At 71.4% G+C, this 17,425-nt stretch carries 20 protein-coding genes; 12 read left to right on the forward strand and 8 right to left on the reverse strand.

The window, feature by feature from the left end:
* Positions 1–96: 96 nt before the first annotated feature.
* Positions 97–390 (reverse strand): hypothetical protein, encoded by a 294-nt coding sequence (locus SOM13_RS13865; protein WP_320477386.1) that lies wholly within the window; start codon positions 388–390, stop codon positions 97–99.
* Positions 391–432: 42 nt separating this feature from the next.
* Between SOM13_RS13865 and SOM13_RS13870 the strand changes: the two genes are divergently transcribed.
* Positions 433–2,070, forward strand: a complete 1,638-nt coding sequence (locus SOM13_RS13870) for a PQQ-binding-like beta-propeller repeat protein (RefSeq protein ID WP_320480056.1) — start codon at positions 433–435, stop codon at positions 2,068–2,070.
* Between the two features lie 104 nt (positions 2,071–2,174).
* On the opposite strand, the gene SOM13_RS13875 is transcribed toward SOM13_RS13870, so the two are convergent.
* On the reverse strand, positions 2,175–3,071 hold the full coding sequence (locus SOM13_RS13875) for a hypothetical protein (protein WP_320480057.1): 897 nt from the start codon (positions 3,069–3,071) through the stop codon (positions 2,175–2,177).
* Between the two features lie 93 nt (positions 3,072–3,164).
* On the opposite strand from SOM13_RS13875, the gene SOM13_RS13880 reads away from it, so the two are divergent.
* The 7 genes from SOM13_RS13880 (at position 3,165) to SOM13_RS13910 (ending at position 9,942) form a co-directional block, all read left to right on the forward strand.
* Complete coding sequence (locus tag SOM13_RS13880; protein WP_192060958.1) at positions 3,165–3,611, forward strand: hypothetical protein; 447 nt, start codon at positions 3,165–3,167, stop codon at positions 3,609–3,611.
* Positions 3,612–3,666: 55 nt separating this feature from the next.
* The gene (locus SOM13_RS13885; protein ID WP_320480058.1) at positions 3,667–4,341 is read left to right on the forward strand and encodes an SDR family oxidoreductase; all 675 of its coding nucleotides are present in this window, start codon (positions 3,667–3,669) and stop codon (positions 4,339–4,341) included.
* Between the two features lie 254 nt (positions 4,342–4,595).
* Positions 4,596–6,041 (forward strand): glucose-6-phosphate dehydrogenase, encoded by a 1,446-nt coding sequence (locus SOM13_RS13890; RefSeq protein WP_320480059.1) that lies wholly within the window; start codon positions 4,596–4,598, stop codon positions 6,039–6,041.
* Positions 6,042–6,144: 103 nt separating this feature from the next.
* The gene (locus SOM13_RS13895) at positions 6,145–7,377 is read left to right on the forward strand and encodes an ATP-binding protein (RefSeq protein WP_192060955.1); all 1,233 of its coding nucleotides are present in this window, start codon (positions 6,145–6,147) and stop codon (positions 7,375–7,377) included.
* A gap of 73 nt (positions 7,378–7,450) precedes the next feature.
* Complete coding sequence (locus SOM13_RS13900) at positions 7,451–8,455, forward strand: aldo/keto reductase family protein (protein WP_243215331.1); 1,005 nt, start codon at positions 7,451–7,453, stop codon at positions 8,453–8,455.
* A 148-nt stretch (positions 8,456–8,603) separates the two neighbouring features.
* Positions 8,604–8,855, forward strand: a complete 252-nt coding sequence (locus tag SOM13_RS13905) for a hypothetical protein (protein ID WP_192060953.1) — start codon at positions 8,604–8,606, stop codon at positions 8,853–8,855.
* Positions 8,856–9,084: 229 nt separating this feature from the next.
* The gene (locus SOM13_RS13910; protein ID WP_320480060.1) at positions 9,085–9,942 is read left to right on the forward strand and encodes a pentapeptide repeat-containing protein; all 858 of its coding nucleotides are present in this window, start codon (positions 9,085–9,087) and stop codon (positions 9,940–9,942) included.
* Positions 9,943–10,020: 78 nt separating this feature from the next.
* Here the strand turns inward: SOM13_RS13910 and SOM13_RS13915 are convergent, their stop codons facing one another.
* The 4 genes from SOM13_RS13915 to SOM13_RS13930 all read right to left on the reverse strand — a co-directional run bounded on the left by SOM13_RS13915 (position 10,021) and on the right by SOM13_RS13930 (position 13,277).
* Positions 10,021–10,440, reverse strand: a complete 420-nt coding sequence (locus tag SOM13_RS13915; protein ID WP_320480061.1) for a BLUF domain-containing protein — start codon at positions 10,438–10,440, stop codon at positions 10,021–10,023.
* Positions 10,437–11,639 (reverse strand): GAF domain-containing SpoIIE family protein phosphatase, encoded by a 1,203-nt coding sequence (locus SOM13_RS13920; RefSeq protein WP_320480062.1) that lies wholly within the window; start codon positions 11,637–11,639, stop codon positions 10,437–10,439. Before SOM13_RS13920 ends, SOM13_RS13915 begins: the two co-directional genes overlap by 4 nt.
* A 115-nt stretch (positions 11,640–11,754) precedes the next feature.
* Positions 11,755–12,171: a hypothetical protein gene (locus SOM13_RS13925; protein ID WP_192060950.1), complete on the reverse strand. Its 417-nt coding sequence runs from the start codon at positions 12,169–12,171 to the stop codon at positions 11,755–11,757.
* A gap of 368 nt (positions 12,172–12,539) precedes the next feature.
* Positions 12,540–13,277 carry an SDR family NAD(P)-dependent oxidoreductase gene (locus SOM13_RS13930; protein WP_243216612.1) on the reverse strand — a complete coding sequence of 246 codons (738 nt, stop codon included), beginning with the start codon at positions 13,275–13,277 and terminating at the stop codon, positions 12,540–12,542.
* Between the two features lie 232 nt (positions 13,278–13,509).
* Between SOM13_RS13930 and SOM13_RS13935 the strand changes: the two genes are divergently transcribed.
* Positions 13,510–14,394, forward strand: a complete 885-nt coding sequence (locus tag SOM13_RS13935) for a hypothetical protein (RefSeq protein ID WP_320480063.1) — start codon at positions 13,510–13,512, stop codon at positions 14,392–14,394.
* A gap of 29 nt (positions 14,395–14,423) precedes the next feature.
* Here SOM13_RS13935 and SOM13_RS13940 read toward each other — a convergent pair whose 3' ends face one another.
* Positions 14,424–15,065: a hypothetical protein gene (locus SOM13_RS13940; protein ID WP_320480064.1), complete on the reverse strand. Its 642-nt coding sequence runs from the start codon at positions 15,063–15,065 to the stop codon at positions 14,424–14,426.
* Positions 15,066–15,144: 79 nt separating this feature from the next.
* On the reverse strand, positions 15,145–15,780 hold the full coding sequence (locus SOM13_RS13945; protein WP_192060946.1) for a class I SAM-dependent methyltransferase: 636 nt from the start codon (positions 15,778–15,780) through the stop codon (positions 15,145–15,147).
* Between the two features lie 68 nt (positions 15,781–15,848).
* Here SOM13_RS13945 and SOM13_RS13950 point away from each other — a divergent pair, with 68 nt between their 5' ends.
* From SOM13_RS13950 to SOM13_RS13960, 3 genes are all read left to right on the forward strand, one after another.
* Positions 15,849–16,340: a tetratricopeptide repeat protein gene (locus SOM13_RS13950; RefSeq protein ID WP_320480065.1), complete on the forward strand. Its 492-nt coding sequence runs from the start codon at positions 15,849–15,851 to the stop codon at positions 16,338–16,340.
* A complete protein-coding gene (locus tag SOM13_RS13955) occupies positions 16,337–16,870 on the forward strand; it encodes a GNAT family N-acetyltransferase (protein ID WP_320480066.1) in 534 nt (177 codons plus the stop codon). The genes SOM13_RS13950 and SOM13_RS13955 overlap by 4 nt, the downstream gene beginning before the upstream one ends.
* 68 nt (positions 16,871–16,938) lie before the next feature.
* Entirely contained in the window at positions 16,939–17,373 is a 435-nt protein-coding gene (locus tag SOM13_RS13960) for a GNAT family acetyltransferase (RefSeq protein WP_320480067.1), read from the forward strand.
* Positions 17,374–17,425: the final 52 nt, after the last annotated feature.

A 17,425-nucleotide genomic window follows, 5' to 3' on the forward strand; every position in this document is an offset into this window, starting at 1 on the left:
CGCCACGACGCCAGGTCATGGACACGGCGCCAGGTTCTAACCTGGCGTCGTGTCCATCTTCTGGCGCTGTGCGGGCAGCCCTCAGCGCAGCGGAGGCTAGCTCGCGCGGACGAGCGCCGGGAACACGAACACTGCGAACACGAAGAACGCCGCCATCACGCCGAGCAGGATGAACGGCCCCTTGCCGAGCACGGTCTGCCCCGCGGCCTCGCGTCGACGCAGCACCCGCCGGCGGTAGACCGCCTGCATCACGATGAGCGCGACGGCCGCGACCGCGAGGATCGAGATGATCAGGACGTCGATGACGTGTCCTTCCGAGGAGGCGCGGTGCGGGTGGTCGAAGCGCGACCAGCCTACCTGCGGTGCGCCCGCCGTCCGCCGCGCCCGCACCTCCTCGTCCGGCGCCCACCCGTACGCTGAAGGCCGAGCCGCATGGCAGCGGCACGACGACGACGACGAGGCACCGAGGAGGCGCGGGTGGGCGGACAGGGCGACCGTCGCGTCGACGGGGCCCTCCGCGCCCGCTGGCACCGCGCCTCCTTCGGGCGCCGGCTCGTCGTCGCGGCCACGGCGCTCGTCGTCGCCACCGCCGCGGTGATCGGTCTCGGTCTCGCCACGCAGCCCGGCTACCCCGTCGGCGGGGCGTCGGGCGGGCCGATCGACGGGCTCGTGGTCGACGAGCTGCGGCACCGCCCGACTCCGGGGCCGTGGCGACTCACGACCGCTGCGCTCGGTCTGCCCGAGGTCTCCGACGGCTGCCTGACCTACTCGGTGCTCGCCTCCGTCGGCGCCGACGTGCTCGTGTCGACCTCGTCGCAGCTGGCCTACACCGAGACGGGCTGCTACGACGAGCGTGGCCGCTCCGAGCGGCTCGTGCGCCTCGACCCGCTGGCCGGCACGGTGCGCTGGTCGGTCGACGTGTCCGAGATCAGCGGGGGCGGCGGCACGCTCGCCGCGTTCGTCGACGAGGCCCGGGGCGACGCGATCGTCAGCACGACCGGTCTCTACGGCTACGGGCGGGGCGCCTCGGGCTACGCGCGCGTCGATCTCGCGACCGGCGCCCTCGCCGACGTCACCACCTCGGACGACGCGACGCCGATCGTCGAGGCCGCCGACGACGGGCTCGTGCTCGTCTCGGTCTCGCCGGCACCCGTCTACGGCTACTCGGACGACCCCCTCGCGGGCGCCGCGGCCGAGGCCCTCCTCGGCTCGCAGAGCGGCCCCCGCACCCTGCTCTACCGCCGCGACGACCTCGGCACCCCGGTCTGGTCGGGCGAGCAGACCGGTGACATCAGCTCGTCGGTGCTGCTCGACGACGGTCTGCTCGTCGTGAGCGGCGGCACCGGCACCGTGATCGACGGCGCGACCGGCGACGAGCGGTCGTGGGCCGACGACCTGTCGCCCTCGGCCCAGGCCTACGGGGTCGACGACACGGTGTTCGTCGTCGACTTCGGGCGCGGCATGGACTCTCGGGCCGAGGTGTCCGCCTGGTCGCCCGACGGCACGGAGCGCTGGCGGCGCCCCTTCGATCAGGACCGGCTGCCCGTCGTGACCGGCGGCTGCGTCGCGTTCTCCGACCGGACGGGCGTGCACTGCGCCGACCTCGAGACGGGCGACGACCGCTGGGTCGTCGAGCGCACGGGTGAGAGCCGCGGCATCCCCCTCGTCAGCGACTCCCGCCCGGGTCGCTGGGACGACGACGTGTTCGTGCAGACCTTCAGCGCCCGCTCGGGGCTGGGCGACCCGGGCGCCGACCGGGCTCTGCTGCTGCTCGACGCCGAGACGGGTGCCGAGCGGATGCGGGCGTACGTGCCCCCGGACTCGTCGGTGGTCGCCGTCTCGCGCTCGGTCGCCTACGTCGCCGGCAGCGACAGCTCGGACGCGATCGCCGGTCACCGCGTGTTCTCGACCGTGGTGGGCGTCGACCTCGCCGGCGGTCGCACGCTCTGGAGGCTCGACTCCGACGCGGACCTGCAGTTCTGGGGCGGGGCGCTCGTCGAGATCGGCGACGACGGCTCGATCCGCCGACTGGTCGACGACGTGCGCGTCACCGACACAGTCGCCCGCTGACCCGCCGACCCCGCTGATCCGCCGGCTCGCCGAGGAGGCGCGGGTCGCGTCAGCCGCGCAGTCGCGGGTCGCGGGAGGCGTCAGCCGCGCAGTCGCGGGTCGCGTCAGCCGCGCAGGTCGCCGACCCAGCCGGCCAGGAACTCCGCCCCGGCCTCGTCGTGGATGAGGTCGGTGGCGCTCGTCAGCACCGGGTACGGGGTCACGGGCACGCCGTCGGCCGGGCGCACGTCGACGTGGGCGACGTCGTGCCCGTTGGCGTGCAGCCATTCGGCCATGGCGTAGTCGCTGCGCGAGTCGCCGACGGTGCGCCAGCTGATCGGCAGCGGGCCGTCGAGGGCGAGCAGCTCGAGGGCGCGCTCCGCACCCCGGTCTTTGCCGAGCAGCACGGACTCGATGTCGGTCGAGATGATGGTCGGGTCGATGCGCCACTGCACGGCGCCGTCTGCATCGGGGCGGACGTCGTCGAGACGGCGGACGCCGAAGCCCCGGGCGACCAGCGCCTCCATCGCCTTGCGGTCGAGAGCGGCCTGGCGCGCGAGGTAGGCGGCCGACGAGACCGAGGTGAGCTGCTCGATCGAGACCATGGCGCGCTTGGTGCGGTCGAAGAAGACGAGGTCGGCGAACTCGGCGGCGACCAGGGAGTCCATCTCGGCCGAGAAGTCGGCGGGCATGGCGAGCGACTCGTCGACGACGACCTCGCTCATGCCGTCGGGGCCGTGCTCGGGGCCGATCGAGAACCACGAGGCGCCCTTCTCGCAGACGCCGTGCACGCGGGCGCCGCGGGGCAGACCGGCTGCCATCAGCGGCACGACGACCTCGTCGCGGATGAACGCGTCGGAGCGGCCCGTGTTGAACACCAGCGGGATGCCGGCCGAGGCCAGGGCGACGAGATCGCGCGTGATGGCGGGGATCGCGATGCTGCGGGTGATCGGGCTGGCGATCGGCCCGTCGACGTCGAGGAGCAGCCCGAGGGCGGGGCGTGGGGTGGCAGACGAGTTCACCCCGTCATCTTCGCAGCAGAACCTCCCCCCGTCGGCTGAAACGTCCGGCGGCTGTGGATGGGATGATGGACGACCAGAACTGAAGGAGACCCTGTGGCCTCGCTCCCCCAGACCGTGATCGACGCACTCGAGGCGTTCGCCGCACCCGACCAGCGCGGCACCGTCCACGACCTCGCCCAGGTCGCCGCCGACGAGGCCGACGAGCGTCTCGCCGCCGTGCTCGAGTCGGCCGACTGGGTCGACATGAACGCCAAGCACCCGGTGGGCCCCGACCGCAGCGACCCCGAGGGCATGCGGCGACTGCTGCAGGCGATGGGCGCCGAGAGCCGATGCGCCGTCGTGACGTCGCGCGGATCCGAAGACGACCGCGATCTCGGAGGCGCGCTCGACCAGGTCCTCCAGCACCAAGACCACGGCGCGATCGTCGTGTGCCGACCCGGGCCGCTCGCGTTCCTGGTGACCGCGACCGACGAGCACTGGCTGCTCAGCGATCGCGAGATGCCGATGCTGACCGGGCAGATCCCCGTCATCCGCACCTGAGCAGACCCGACCCGCATCGCCCCGAACCGCATCGCCCTCCTGGAGGCACACGCACGTGAAGACCGCTCTCGTCACCGGATCGACCCGCGGCATCGGGCTCGTCGTCGCCCGTGAGCTCGGGCGCGACCATCACGTGATCGTGCACGGCCGCTCGCAGGAGGCGGTGGCAGCGATCGTCGAGTCGCTCCCGTCCGCGACCGCCTGGGTCGCCGACCTCGCGGGCGACTCGTTCGAGGCGCCGACCCTCGAGTCGCTCGACGTGGTCGTGCACGCGGCCGGTGTGATCGGCGGCGCCGAGGTCGAGCGCACCGCCCTCGACGACTGGCGCCGCGTCTTCGAGGTCAACGTCTTCGCCGTGGCCGACCTGACCCGGCAGCTGCTGACGGCGCTGCGCACCGCGCAGGGCACGGTCGTCACGATCAACAGCGGCTCGGGTCTGACCGCCGGCCCCGGCGGCAGCACGTACGCGGCGAGCAAGTTCGCCCTGCGGGCGCTGACCGACTCGCTGCGCGAGGAGGAGCGTCCGAACGGCGTGCGGGTCAGCTCGGTCCACCCCGGGAGGGTCGACACCGACATGCAGCACGAGCTCGTCGAGAAGGAGGGCGGCGAGTACGACGCCGCGCTCTACCTCGAGCCCCAGTCGGTCGCCGACGCCGTCCGCCTGGTGGTCGATCTGCCGCACGGGGCGACCGTCGAATCGCTCTCGCTCCGCCCCACGCGCAAGCGCTGACGCGCGCTGCGCCCCGCGCGCCCCCGCCGAACACCCCCTTCCCCGCGCAACACCCCGATAGATGCGGGTGCAGCGCCGAAAACGGGGTGCAGCGCGGCGGTCGGCCCGCGTCGGCGGCCGCGCGCTCCTCGCCGAACACCCCGTTCCCCGCGCGACACCCCGATGAATGCGGGTGCAGCGCCGAGAACGGGGTGTCAGGCTGCACGAGGAGGCGCGCGAGGGCGCCGAGCGCACCTCCCGACTAGCGTGCAGGCATGACGAACGCGCCGACCGAGTCCGCGACCCTGTTGATCCTCGGCGCGAGCGGTGATCTCGCTGCGCGCCTCCTGATGCCCGGCCTGGGCGGGCTGCTGACGCATGAGTCCGAGCGGCGGGTGCAGCTGGTCGGCGCCGGCACCGAGGAGTTCGACGAGAACGCGTGGCGCGCGCACGTCGCCGAGGCGTTCGAGAGCGTCGAGGCGTCGGGCCCGGCGGTCGAGGCGCTGCTCGAGTCGACGATCTACCGGACGGTCGACGTGACCGATGCCGAGCAGATGCGGGCGCTCCTCGGCGAGTGCACCGCGCCTCCTTCGATCTACTTCGCTCTGCCGCCCGCGATCACCGCGAAGTGCTGCGCGGCCCTGGCCGAGCTCGACCTGCCCGAGGGCACGGCGCTGGCGCTCGAGAAGCCGTTCGGCACCGACCTGGCGACGGCCGAGAAGCTGAACCGCGAGGTGCTGGCGCTGGTGCCCGAGGACCAGGTGCACCGGGTGGACCACTTCCTGGGGCGGTCGACGGTGCTGAACCTGCTCGGACTGCGCTTCGCGAACCGGCTGATCGAGCCGATGCTGAACAACACGCACGTCGAGAGCATCGAGATCGTCTACGACGAGGAGCTCGGTCTCGAGAACCGGGCCCGCTACTACGACCACGCGGGGGCGCTGGTCGACATGATCCAGAGTCACCTGCTGCAGGTGATGGCGGTGCTGACGATGAACGCCCCGGCGACGTTGACGGCGGCCGATCTGCGCGACGAGAAGGGCCTGGTGCTGCGGGCGACGCGGCTGTGGGAGGGCGATCCGGTGGCGAACAGCCGGCGGGCGCGGTACGAGGCGGGCACGGTCGACGGGCGCGAGCTGCCGGCCTACGCCTCGGAGGAGGGCGTCGACCCCTCGCTCGAGACCGAGACGCTGGCGGAGGTCGTGGTCGAGGTGGCGAACTGGCGCTGGGCCGGGGTGCCGATCCTGCTCCGGTCGGGCAAGGCGCTGGCCTCGAGGAGGCGCGAGATCGTGATCACGTTCCGCCCGCCCGCGCACGTCCCCGCCGAGTTCGTCGGCGGTGGCACGCCCGACCGCCTCCGCATCGCCATCAGCCCCGACGAGATGTCGCTCGAGCTGAACGTCAACGGCCCGGGTGACGCGTACGACCTCGGTCGGGCGGCGCTGCACGCGGAGTTCGGCAGTTCGGATCTGACGGCCTACGGCGAGGTGCTGAGCGGGATCCTCGACGACGACCCGACCCTGTCGGTGCGCGGCGACACGGCGGAGCAGTGCTGGCGCATCGTCGACCCGGTGATCGCGGCGTGGAACGCGGGCGACGTCGAGCTCGACACGTACCCGGCCGGGTCGGCGGGGCCCGAGGCGTGGCCCGCGGGGGCGCGGCAGAACGAGCCCGCGGTGCGCGCGGAGAAGACGGAGCCCGCGGCGCAGCGGCCGGAGTAGGCGCGGGTGGGGTGAGAGCCATGCGCTCAGCGCTCCAACCTTGACCCGGCCTCGTTTGATAAAGTTATCAGCGGTCGATCTAGCCTCTGATAACTTTATCTTCATGCGGTCGCCCCTCACGAACCCCTTCCAGGCTGGATCCGACATCGTCCCCGACGTCTGGGCAGGTCGCTTCGAACAGCTCAGCGACTGGAGAGACGTCCTGCGACCCCGGAGGAATGCGGGTCTGTACGAGACCGGCCGGACGATCCTCGGCGAGCCGGGCACCGGCAAATCGAGCCTGGTACGCCGCATCGCCCGCGACGCCGCAGAGCTCGGCGACTGGGTGACCCCGCAGGTGCGCATGCCGGTCGGGGCGGACCCTCTGAAGCTGGTCGCCTCCGCAGTGCTGCGCCTGGCCGACACAGCGGGTCTGCGCGCCTCCTCTCGACAGCACGTGCTGCAGCTCCTGGCTCGGGTCGAGCAGGTCGCGATCTCGGGGTTCTCGGTCACGGTGCGAGGCGGCGAGGGTGCGGAGCCGTCCACCGCCTTGTTCGAGCTGCTGGTCGAGCTCGGACGAGCGGCGATCGAGCAGGGCGTCGTCGTGATGATCCACATCGACGAGGTGCAGAACATCGCCGACGAGGCGGCCCTGTCGCAGCTGCTGATCGCGCTCGGCGACGCCCTGTCGTACGAGGTCGAGGTGACGGCCCCGGGCGGGGTCGTGGTGACACGGTTCCTGCCCATCGCCGTCTACCTGACGGGATTGCCCGACTTCGAGGACATGGCCGGGGCGCGCAAGGGGGCGACCTTCGCCCGGCGGTTCCGCACCACGACCCTGGCCGCACTCGACGAAGGGGCCCTGCTTCAGGCCCTGCAGCCGTTCGTCGTCGAAGGCTGGGAGACTGCGGCCGCCGACGGCGGTGTCGAGATCGTGCGGATGAGCCGAGAGGCGACGAAGGCGATCGCCGAGCTGTGCTGCGGAGAGCCGTTCCTCTTCCAGCTCGCGGGCCAGCGTGCCTGGAACGCGAGCGACGGCGCGACGATCTCGGAAGACGACGTCGTCTCCGGGTGGCGAGGCGCCGAGAGCGAAGCGTCAGCCCACGTCGAACGCATCCTGAACCGTCTGCCGTCCGGCGAACAGGAGTTCATCAACGCGATGGCGGCCTTGCCCCGCGACGACCGGAAGCTCACCGTGATCGCGCAGCGCATGGGGGCGACGAGCGCGCCCCAGGTGGGTGCCGTGTCGCGAAGGCTGGACACCGTCCGGGGCATCATCGATCGGGGCAAGCCCTACTCGTTCCGCAACCGCGCGGTCGAGGCGTACCTGACGACCGACTGGCCGCGGGTGGGGTGAGGCCGCGACGGCGCCCTCGAGGCGTAGCGTCGACGACGGCCCGCAGCGGAGCGCGCCCGACAAGGAGAACCCCATGGAATTCAGGTACCTCGGCAACTCAGGACTCAAGGTCTCCGAGCTCACGTTCGGCAACTGGCTGACGCACGGCTCGCAGGTCGAGAACGACACCGCGACCGCGTGCGTCCGCGCCTCGCTCGACGTCGGCATCTCGACGTTCGACACGGCCGACGTCTACGCGAACACGCAGGCCGAGGTGGTGCTCGGCGAGGCGCTGAAGGGCGAGCGGCGCGAGTCGGTCGAGATCTTCACGAAGGTCTACGGCCCGACCGGTCCCAAGGGTCACAACGACACCGGCCTCAGCCGCAAGCACATCACCGAGTCGATCAACGCGTCGCTGAAGCGGCTGCAGACCGACTACGTCGACCTCTATCAGGCGCACCGGTACGACGTCGAGACGCCGCTGGAGGAGACGATGGAGACCTTCGCCGACCTCGTGCGTCAGGGCAAGGTGCTCTACATCGGCGTCTCGGAGTGGAACGCCGAGCAGCTGCGCGAGGCGCACCGGCTGGCGCGTGAGCTGAAGATCCAGCTCGTCTCGAACCAGCCCGAGTACTCGCTGCTGTGGAGGGTCATCGAGGAGGAGGTGGTCCCGACCTCGAAGGAGCTCGGCATCTCGCAGATCGTCTGGTCGCCCATCGCGCAGGGCGTGCTGACGGGCAAGTACACGAAGGGCGCCGCTCTGCCCGAGGGCAGCCGGGCGACCGACCAGAAGGGCGGAGCGGCGATGATCGAGCGCTGGATGCGCGACGACGTCCTCGACGCGGTCGCCCAGCTGAAGCCGATCGCCGACGAGCTCGGTCTGACGCAGGCGCAGCTGTCGCTCGCCTGGGTGCTGTCGAACGAGAACGTGGCGTCGGCGATCATCGGGGCGTCGCGCCCCGAGCAGGTCGAGTCGAACGCGAAGGCGTCGGGCGTGAAGCTCGAGTCCGACGTGCTCTCGAAGATCGAGTCGATCTTCGCCGGGCTCGCCGAGACCGACCCCCGCAAGACCCAGATGCCCGCCGGCCGCGAGGCGTGACCGCGCGCTGACCGACCGACGACGCGGTGTCCGGGGCCCACGGGCCCTGGACGCCGCGTCGTCGTGTGCCGTGCGACAGGGCGCGCCAATCCCGACGGGTGCCCTTGAGAAGGCGGAACCGCCGGCGCTTCACCGATACATTCTGATGATGACCGGGATCCAAGTCGCTGCGCTCTTCTTCTCCCCTGCCTTCGCGATCTTCGGTGTCTGCTTCATCGTGTTCCATCAGCACATCTCGGACATGGCTCGACTGTTCCGAAAGGAGCGGGGGGCATACGTCGGTGCGCAGACCCAATCCCCCGGGCTGATGATCGTCGTCGGCCTCTTCATGCTGATGGTCTCGGTCGCCATCGTGCTGTACGCATTCACCGGCATATTGGGCGACCACAGCCAGATCTGATGCCGCCGGAAGGGACTGGGCGCAGCGCCACCGGGCTCGCACTCCCGCCGCCCGCTAGCCTGGCGGCAGTGACATCCTCATTCTCTCTGTGACGCCGAGGCTCATCAGCAGCACCGGTTCGCTCTCCTCGACGAGGGCGGTGATTTCGTGCGCCCGGATCGGGAATTCCTCCGGGAGTTCCCCCCTCCTCGCCCCCTATCGAAATTCACTTTCCAGAGAGCTTCTCCTCATGGCGTCCATCGACCTTCCCGACCCCTCATCTCACAGCCGCGCAGATCTCCGAGCGAACTGCGGCGACTGCTTCGCACTCTGCTGCACGGCGTTCGGCTTTCAACGCTCCGCTGACTTCGCGATCGACAAGCCAGCGGGGACCGCTTGTAGAAACCTGTCCGACGACTTCGCGTGCACCATCCACGATTCGCTTCCCCAGCGAGGCTTCCGCGGCTGCACGGTCTTCGATTGTTTCGGCGCCGGTCAGTTCGTATCCCAGCAGTTGTTCGACGACGTGAGTTGGCGAGAGAGCCCAGCGACGGCGCCCGAGATGTTCGCTGCTTTCGCGCTGGCCCGTCAACTGCACGAGATGCTGTGGCACCTCACCGAGGCCAGCGCGAGAGCGATGTCGCCTGATTCCGCAGCGCCCGCAGACGACCTCCGTGACAGGATCGCCGCCTCCCTCGCTGCTGATGCGGAGTCGGTACTGGCCACCGATGTGTCAGAACTCCATGAACAGGTTCGACAGGTTCTCATCGACGTGAGCGCAGAGGTGCGAGGCGGATACCAGAACGAGGACGAGGGTGGGGCCTCGGACTTCATGGCCGGGTCGGATCATGCGGGGGCGGACCTGCGAGCCATGACGCTCGGCGGTGCGAATCTGCGCGGGGCGTGTCTCATCGCCGCCGACCTCCGCGGCATGGATCTCTCACACGTGGACCTCCTCGGAGCCGACCTCCGCGATGCGCGGCTCGAAGGCGCGGACCTGTCCGCGGCGCTCTTCGTCACGCAGTCGCAGATCGCTGCGGCCCGGGGCGACGCCCGAACGGCGCTCCCTCAGGACATCGCACGGCCGCGTCACTGGCACCGACCGTGACTCGCGCCGGTCTCTCGTCGCGGGCACTTCTCCGGGACGGGTCGCCGCGAATCCCTGAGGCGACTGCCCGGCCACGGGCTACGCCTTGCGGCGGAACCATTCGAGGAGGAGCTGGGCACGGGAGGAGTCCTCACGGATCCCGAAGCGCCCGACGGGTGTCTCGAAGAGGGACTCGTAGCCGGGGGCCGTGCGCAGGTCGGCGTCGACGGGGTCGGGGAGGCCCATCGACCACTGCGGGAACCTCCGCTGCTCGATGGACTCGTCGAGCAGCGTCTTGAGATCCGTGTGGCGGGGATCGGCGGAGATCACCGCGTATCTCTCGCGGACATCCGAGTCGGCGCCTTCGAGGACCTGCATGAAGCGGCCCTTCTTGTAGAGGAGCATCCCGGTGAGGCCGTGGCGCTCGTTGTTCTCGCGGCTCTGCAGCAGCAGGGCCGCGATCCGCGTCGCATCGAACGGCGTCGACGCCGTGCTCAGGTAGGTCAGGGAGGTGATCACGGTCGCATCGCTTTCTTCTCGTGACGACGGGCGACCAGCACGGTGACGTCGTCCTCGGGACGGAGGGCTCCGATGGCATCCGACAGCGCTGCGAACAGGCTCGCGTCGTCGGCGGATCGTCGGACGAGGGCCGCGAGCTCGTCGAGGGCGCCCAGCGTGCCGTCGTACAGGTCGAGTGCGCCGTCCGAGCAGGTGAACAGGACGTCGCCGGGGTTCAGAGTGGTCTCGTGGGCCGTCCAACCGCCGCCCTGGGCGATCCCGATCGGGAGGTCCGTCGAGGCCAACCGCTCCGAGGTCCCGTCGGTGCGGATGACGACCGACAGGCCGTGTCCCGCGTCGGCGTATCGGAGCAGGCCGGTTCGAGTGTCGAGGGCCGCATGGAAGAGGGTGGCGAAGGTCCCCGTCGCCGAGAGGTCGGCAAGCACCTGCTCGTTGACCGCGGAGACGGCGGCTGCGGGCTCCCAGCCGGGTCGAGCCTGGAATGCGGCTCGCACCGTCGCGGCGATGAGGGCGGCGGAGTAGCCCTTGCCCATCACGTCGGTGAGGGTGACGTCGATCCGCTCGCGCGACGAGACGGAGGTGAAGAAGTCGCCTGCGACCTCGGAGTACGGCCGCGTGAAGCCGGCGACCGTGAACCCGTCTTCGTGCGTGAACGGCTCGGGGAGCATCTGCTGCTGGGTGCGACGGGCGTGATCGGCGGCGTGCACCTGGCGCAGCTCGCGTTCGACCCAGGCGCCGAGCTCGTCGAGGAGATCCTGATCCTCGAGGGTGAGGTCGCGTGCGGCCGTGTCGACGAGGCAGATCGTCCCGACCTGGGCGCCGTCGGCCACGCTCAGGGGTCGACCTGCGTAGAAGCGGATGTGGGGGTCGCCCGTGACGGACCCTCGGTGAGCGAACCGCGCATCCTCAAGGGCATCGGGGACGACGAGGATGTCGGGCTGCTGCACGACGACATCGCAGAACGAGTCCGCCCGCGGTCCGAACGGCGCCGCGCCCGGTGACTGCGGGGACTTCGTGAACTGGTGGTCCTGGTCGATGAAGTTGATCTCGGCGATCGGCACCCCGAAGAGCTGCTTGGCCATGCGCGTGATCCGGTCGAAGCGCTCCTCCGCACCGGTGCCCATGATCCCCAGGTCGTCCAGCGCCGCGAGCCGGAGACGCTCCCGCGCTTCGGAACGATCCATCGTCGTCTCGCCCACCGCGCCTCCTCGTCCTCCGCCGCTCGAACTATCCGACACCTGCAGCCCGGCCGCTGCAGATCACGCTACGCGGCTGAGGTGGGAACAGGCACCCCGCTTACGGGGTGTCGATGCTTCACGCGGCAGACCATCCGGCGGGGCGGAATTCGCGCTGCACCTCCGCGATGTCGTAGACCTCGAGCTCGAGGAGGTCCGCCAGGGTCTCGCCCTCGGCGTGCCACACCTGCTCCCGCTCCAGCGTGTCCCAGCCCGTCTCGGGCACGAGATGGTCGAAGAAGGTGTCGGTCCACGCGAGTAGTCGGGCGGCGAGTTCAGCGGAGAGGCCGTAGTCGTCGGGCTCCATCCCGTATTTGTCCGTGCCGCTCTCCCAGAGCGGATAGGCGTGACCCCAGTCGACGAACAGACGGATGCTGCGCAGCTCTCCGTCGCGAGCCTTGCGGGCACGCTCGATGGCCCGCCACGACGAGATGCCCTCGGGCACCAGGAGCTCGACCTGCGTGACAGGGTCGACCACGACTCTTCTCGAATCCATGCCACCAGGGTCGCACCCTCTCGTCGAGTCATGACTGCAAACGGAGCCGGGGCGGGGCGAGGCGGGCCGGGCGGGCCGGGCCGGGCCGGGCCGACGCTCGCGAGCTATTACGCGACGATGCGTAATAGCTGTGGCACCATGGCACCTCCTGGGCCAGGGTCTCGGACCTCGGGAGCACGGGTTCCCGCCACGTGCGCCGGGTCCGCCCCACGCACGACGGGCCCAGCCCACGCGCGGTGGGTGCGGCGGGTTCGTGTCACTCGGGGCGGGTCAGCGCTGACCCGCCGCCGATGACGGGAACCCGCCGAACCCGCCACGCACGCACGCACGCACACGCACACGCACACGAATGCACGAACCCCCAGCGCTCACCCGCGCGGCAGCACCACGCCCGTCTCGCGCTCGAGCGCCGCGAGCACCGCGTCCTGGAAGCCCTCGTCGCCGACCGACTCGTGCGGCCGCTGCTGCTCGTCGTGGAACCAGTACGCCCCGCTGACCTCGCCCAGCTCGCCCAGGGCCAGCAGCCGCTGCGTGCGGTGACCGAGCTCGAAGTCGTCGGGCGCCCCCGCGCCTCCCATCTTCGTGGCCACCCAGCCCGGGTCGACCGCGTTGCTGCGCAGATCGGGCAGGAGGCGCGCGACAGCCGCCGAGAACGCCGTCACGAACAGCTTGCTGTCGGAGTACGACCCCGTCTCGCGCGACCCCGCCCAGTCGACGGTGTCGAGCACCGACGCGCTGCCGCTCTTGTGCATGCCGCTGCTGAGGTACACGTGCCGGGTCGGCGCCGTCAGCAGGGCGGTGAGCAGGTAGGGCGCGACGACGTTGACCGGCATCATCGCCTCGCCCCTGATGAGCCCGGCGTTGTGGATGACCGCGTCGAGCGGGGAGTCGAGGGCGTTCAGCTCGTCGGCGAGCGCCGTGACCGCGTCTCGGTCGCCGAGGTCGGCGACGACGAGTCGGGCGCCGCGGTCGACGAGCGGCTGCAGCACCTCCCCGCGGGAGTCGCTGCGCGCGTGGACGACGACGTGGTGCCCCTGCTCGAGCAGGGCTTCGGCGGCGCCGCGGCCGAGGCCGTCGGTCGAGCCGGTGACGAGGATGTGTGCCATCCCTCGACTCTGGACCCCGCGCCTCCTGGGGGCCTGGGTCCGGGGGGGCATGGGTCGGGGGCTGCGGCGGGTTCCCGTCATCGGGGGCGGGTCAGCGCTGACCCGCCGCGGAGGACGGGAACCCGCCGAACCCGGCCCGCGCCTCCCGCCGAACCCGGCCCGCGCCTCCCGCTTGGCGGGATGGTCCTCGCGAGGGATGCGGGCCGCCGCCGTGCTGCCCGAGACTCGGCCCATGCCCTCCGACACGACCGACCACGCCGCCGCCGACCCCGCCGCCGCGACGGACGGCAGGAGGCGCGGGTCGAGCCGCCGCCGCACGGTCGCCCTGGTCGTCGGCCTGGCTCTGGCCGTGCCCGCTCTCGGCATCGGCGCGCTGGCCTGGCTGCTCGTGCCCGATCCGGTCGTCACGACGGTCGTCGACGCTCAGGGGCGTGAGACCGAGCTCGACTGGAGCGAGCACCCCGGCCGGTTCGGTCTGCCCGTCGACGAGGTGCTGGCCGGCCCCTCTCTCGAGGAGGGCGTCGCGGAGGGCGAGGCGATGGTCGACGAGATGGAGGCGGCGCTGACGGAGCGGTTCTCGGTGAGGTGGGTCGCGCCTCCTGCAGGTCTGTCCGACGACGACGTGGCATTCCCGACCGACAACGGATGGGGCGGGCCGTCGCTGCTCGAGGTCGTGAACCTGCCGACCGAGCAGACCTCGTCGGTGCCGCGGTCGTGGGCCGAGAAGGAGGCGGCGGTCGCGATCATCGGCGAGGTCGCCGCCCGGCACGGCTGGTCCGAGCCCTGGTTCGACGACGAGCGCTGGCCGCAGCCCGCCGCCGACCGCCTGGCGCAGACCGGCGGGACGACGCTGGCCGAGCAGGTGATCGTGTCGGGTGGTCTCGAGGGGCCGACGGGTCAGTGGCTCTCGTTCACCTTCCAGGACCTCTCGAAGGACGACGCCGAGGGCACGTTCGCGGCTCGTTTCGACGACGTGGCGGATGCGGGGTGGGAGCCCGAGTCGATCACGCTGTCGTACGGGGCGAACGGGCTGCTGCCCGAGGCGCGCCGTGCCGAGTTCGAGCGCCGCGCCGAGCCGTTCGCAGGGCAGGCGCTGCCGGAGGCGCAGGAGGACTGAGGAGGCGCGACGGCTGCGGCGGGTTCCTGTCATCGGGGGCGGGTCAGCGCTGACCCGCCCCCGATGACAGGAACCCGCCGCACTCGGTCCGCCCGCGCGTCCGCGCCGAACGCACCCGAGCACACCGCGAGCGCGCTCGCGAGAATGGCGCCCGAGAGGAACGCGGGCTGGAGGACGGCGCCGGCGATCAGGCAGCCGAGAGCGATGATGAGCAGCACGCACCGGCTCACGTCGCCACGGACGAGCGACGCTCCGAGCAGGGCGGCGCACGCGAGGGCGAACGCGATGACGGATGCGGCCGCCACGCCGATCCAGACGGTCTCCGCCCCGAAGGTCGTGCTCGACGACAGGTATCGAGCGCACCACACCGCGATGCCCCCGGTGAGCAGCACCGGCATCACCGCTAGGGCCGCGCTGCACCTCGCCCGAGTGGTCGGAGAGGACCCGCCGCTCGCGAAGACGACCACGCAGGCGACCGCCGACATCGCGATGACGAGTGCCGTGGCGACGACCCCGGGCAGGATCAGCCCGATGCCGTCCGGTCGGAATCCGCGTGACTCCGCCAGGACGTCGGCGGCCAGCCAGACGGGCCCGCCCGCGGTCACGATCGCGCCGACAGACCCGAGCGTCAGAAGCACCATGCGGAGACGGGATGCTGCGGTCGGCGACATGACGACAGTCCATCAGCAGGAGGCGCGCCCCGCATCCCCCGCGAGGACCCGATTCGGCGCGGTCACCGGCCCCGGCCGCTCACGGGTGCCGACGCAGCTCCGCGAGGATCGCCCCATGCGGGCGCGGCCGCGGCCCCGGCCCATGCCCACGCCCCGGCCGACCACCTGTCCGCGTATGCGTCTCGACCACGTCGAACCGCGCCTCCTCGAGCTCGGCGGTCAGCGCGTCGACCGACCACCGGTACGCGGTGACGACGGCATGGTCGAACGCCTCCACCTCGTCGCCGACGAAGAACCCCACCAGGAGCCGGCCGCCGGGCCGCAGCACCCGCGCGAACTCGTCGAGCGCACCGCCGAGGGCCGCCGGCTCGTGGTGGATGAGCGAGTACCACGCCAGCACTCCCCCGTAGCTGTCCGCCGGGTCGGTCAGGGCGTCGATGCTCCCGATCGCGAAGGGCACAGAAGGGTAGGAGGCGCGTGCATGGTCGACGAAGGCCCCGACCGCATCGACACCGCGGGCAGCGACGCCGCGGCCCGCCAGATGAGCCGTCCACTGACCGGGCCCGCACCCCGCGTCGAGCACCGGGCCGTCGACCCCCTCGGCCCACGTCGTCACGAGCTGCACATCGGACGGATGCGCCGCCGACATCGACCCCAGCTGCTCGATGTACTCGGCGGCACGCTGTGAGTACGACCTCTCGACGTCCCCTGTCATGCCCGAAGCCTAGGAGAATGAGGCGCCGAGCTCCCCACCCGGCCACCGGATCGCAATAGCGTGGTGGCATGAGCGACGAAATGTGGGAAGACCGAGTGGCCGCGCTGTGGGCTGACGAGACGATCGACGACCAGCAGCGGATCGATCGCATGCGCGCCCTCGCCGACGAGGCACCGCACCCCGCCCTGGGCGAGTTCGAGCTCGGGGGCGCCTTCGACACCGGCGGGCACGAGGTCGAGGCCGACGTGCACTACGCCGCCGCCACCGCAGCCGGGCTCGACGCCGTCGACCCCGACCGGGCCGCCCGGATGGTCGTGCAGCACGCGTCGACCCTCCGCAACATCGGCCGCACCGATGAGGCCATCGCGATGCTCCGGGACGCACCCGAGCACCCGGCCACCGGAGCGGCCCCCAAGGTCTTCCTCGCCCTCGCGCTGCACAGCGCCGGCCGCCCCGACGAAGCACTCCGCGTGGCGATCGAAGCCGTCGAACCGACCCTCCCCCGCTACCACCGCTCGGTCAAGGCCTACGCCGCCGCCCTCACCGAGGACGAGCGGTGATCGCACGACTCGAGCTGCCCGTGTCCGTCCGTGCCCGCGACGCGAGCGTGCTCGTGAGACGGGCGACCCGCGACGACCTCGAAGCGATCATGCGGCTGCTGTCGGACGATCCGATCAGCGCCGGGCGCGGTGACGTCGCGAGCGACGGAGACCGGGAGGCCTACGCGTCCGCGCTCGATCGGATCGTCGACGACCCGAGCAACGAGCTCGTCGTGGCGGTGGACGCCGCCGGCGTCGTCGTGGGCACGCTGCAGCTGACGGTCATCCCCGGCATGGCACGCCGCGGCAGCTCGCGGCTGCTGGTCGAGGCGGTCCGCGTCGCCAGCACGCAGCGGTCGTCGGGCATCGGAGGCGCGATGATGCGCTGGGTGACCGAGCAGGCGGCCATCGAACTCTCCACACCCCTCGTGCAGCTCACCTCGGACTCCGCCCGCACCGACGCGCACCGCTTCTACACGCGCCTCGGCTTCGTCGACTCGCACGTCGGGTTCAAGTACGCGGTGCCGCTGCCCGCGCACGCCCCGCGATAGAGGCCGATCGGGGGCGTCGTGAGCGACTCGCGGTCGGGAGTCGCGCCTCCTCGTGTCAGGCTCTCGGCATGGTTCAGATCCGAGCGTTCGCCGAGGCGGACACCGAGGCCGTGGTCGCACTCTGGCAGGAGGCGCGGCTCGTCAGGCCGTGGAACGACCCGCACCGGGACATCCAGCGCAAGACGACGACCCAGCCCGAGATGTTCCTCGTCGCCGACGATGCCGACTCGGTCGTCGGCACCGCCATGGTCGGTTACGACGGGCACCGGGGGTGGATCCACTACCTCGCCGTCGCCGCATCCCAGCGGGGCACGGGGCTCGGGAAGGCGCTTGTCGGCGAGGCCGAGGCGATGCTGGCTGCGCTCGGCTGCCCCAAGGTGCAGCTGCAGGTGCGACCCGACAACACCGACGTCATCGCGTTCTACGAGAGCCTCGGCTACGCGACCTACGAGGCGGTCAGCGTGGGGAAGCGGTTGGAGAGCGACGAGGCCGTCACGCCCTGATCATCATCCGGCCCCTCTGGACTTCCGAACGTGTTCGGAATACTCTCGAGAG

The sequence above is a fragment of the Frigoribacterium sp. CFBP9030 genome (assembly GCF_034045195.1).
Lineage (GTDB): Bacteria > Actinomycetota > Actinomycetes > Actinomycetales > Microbacteriaceae > Frigoribacterium.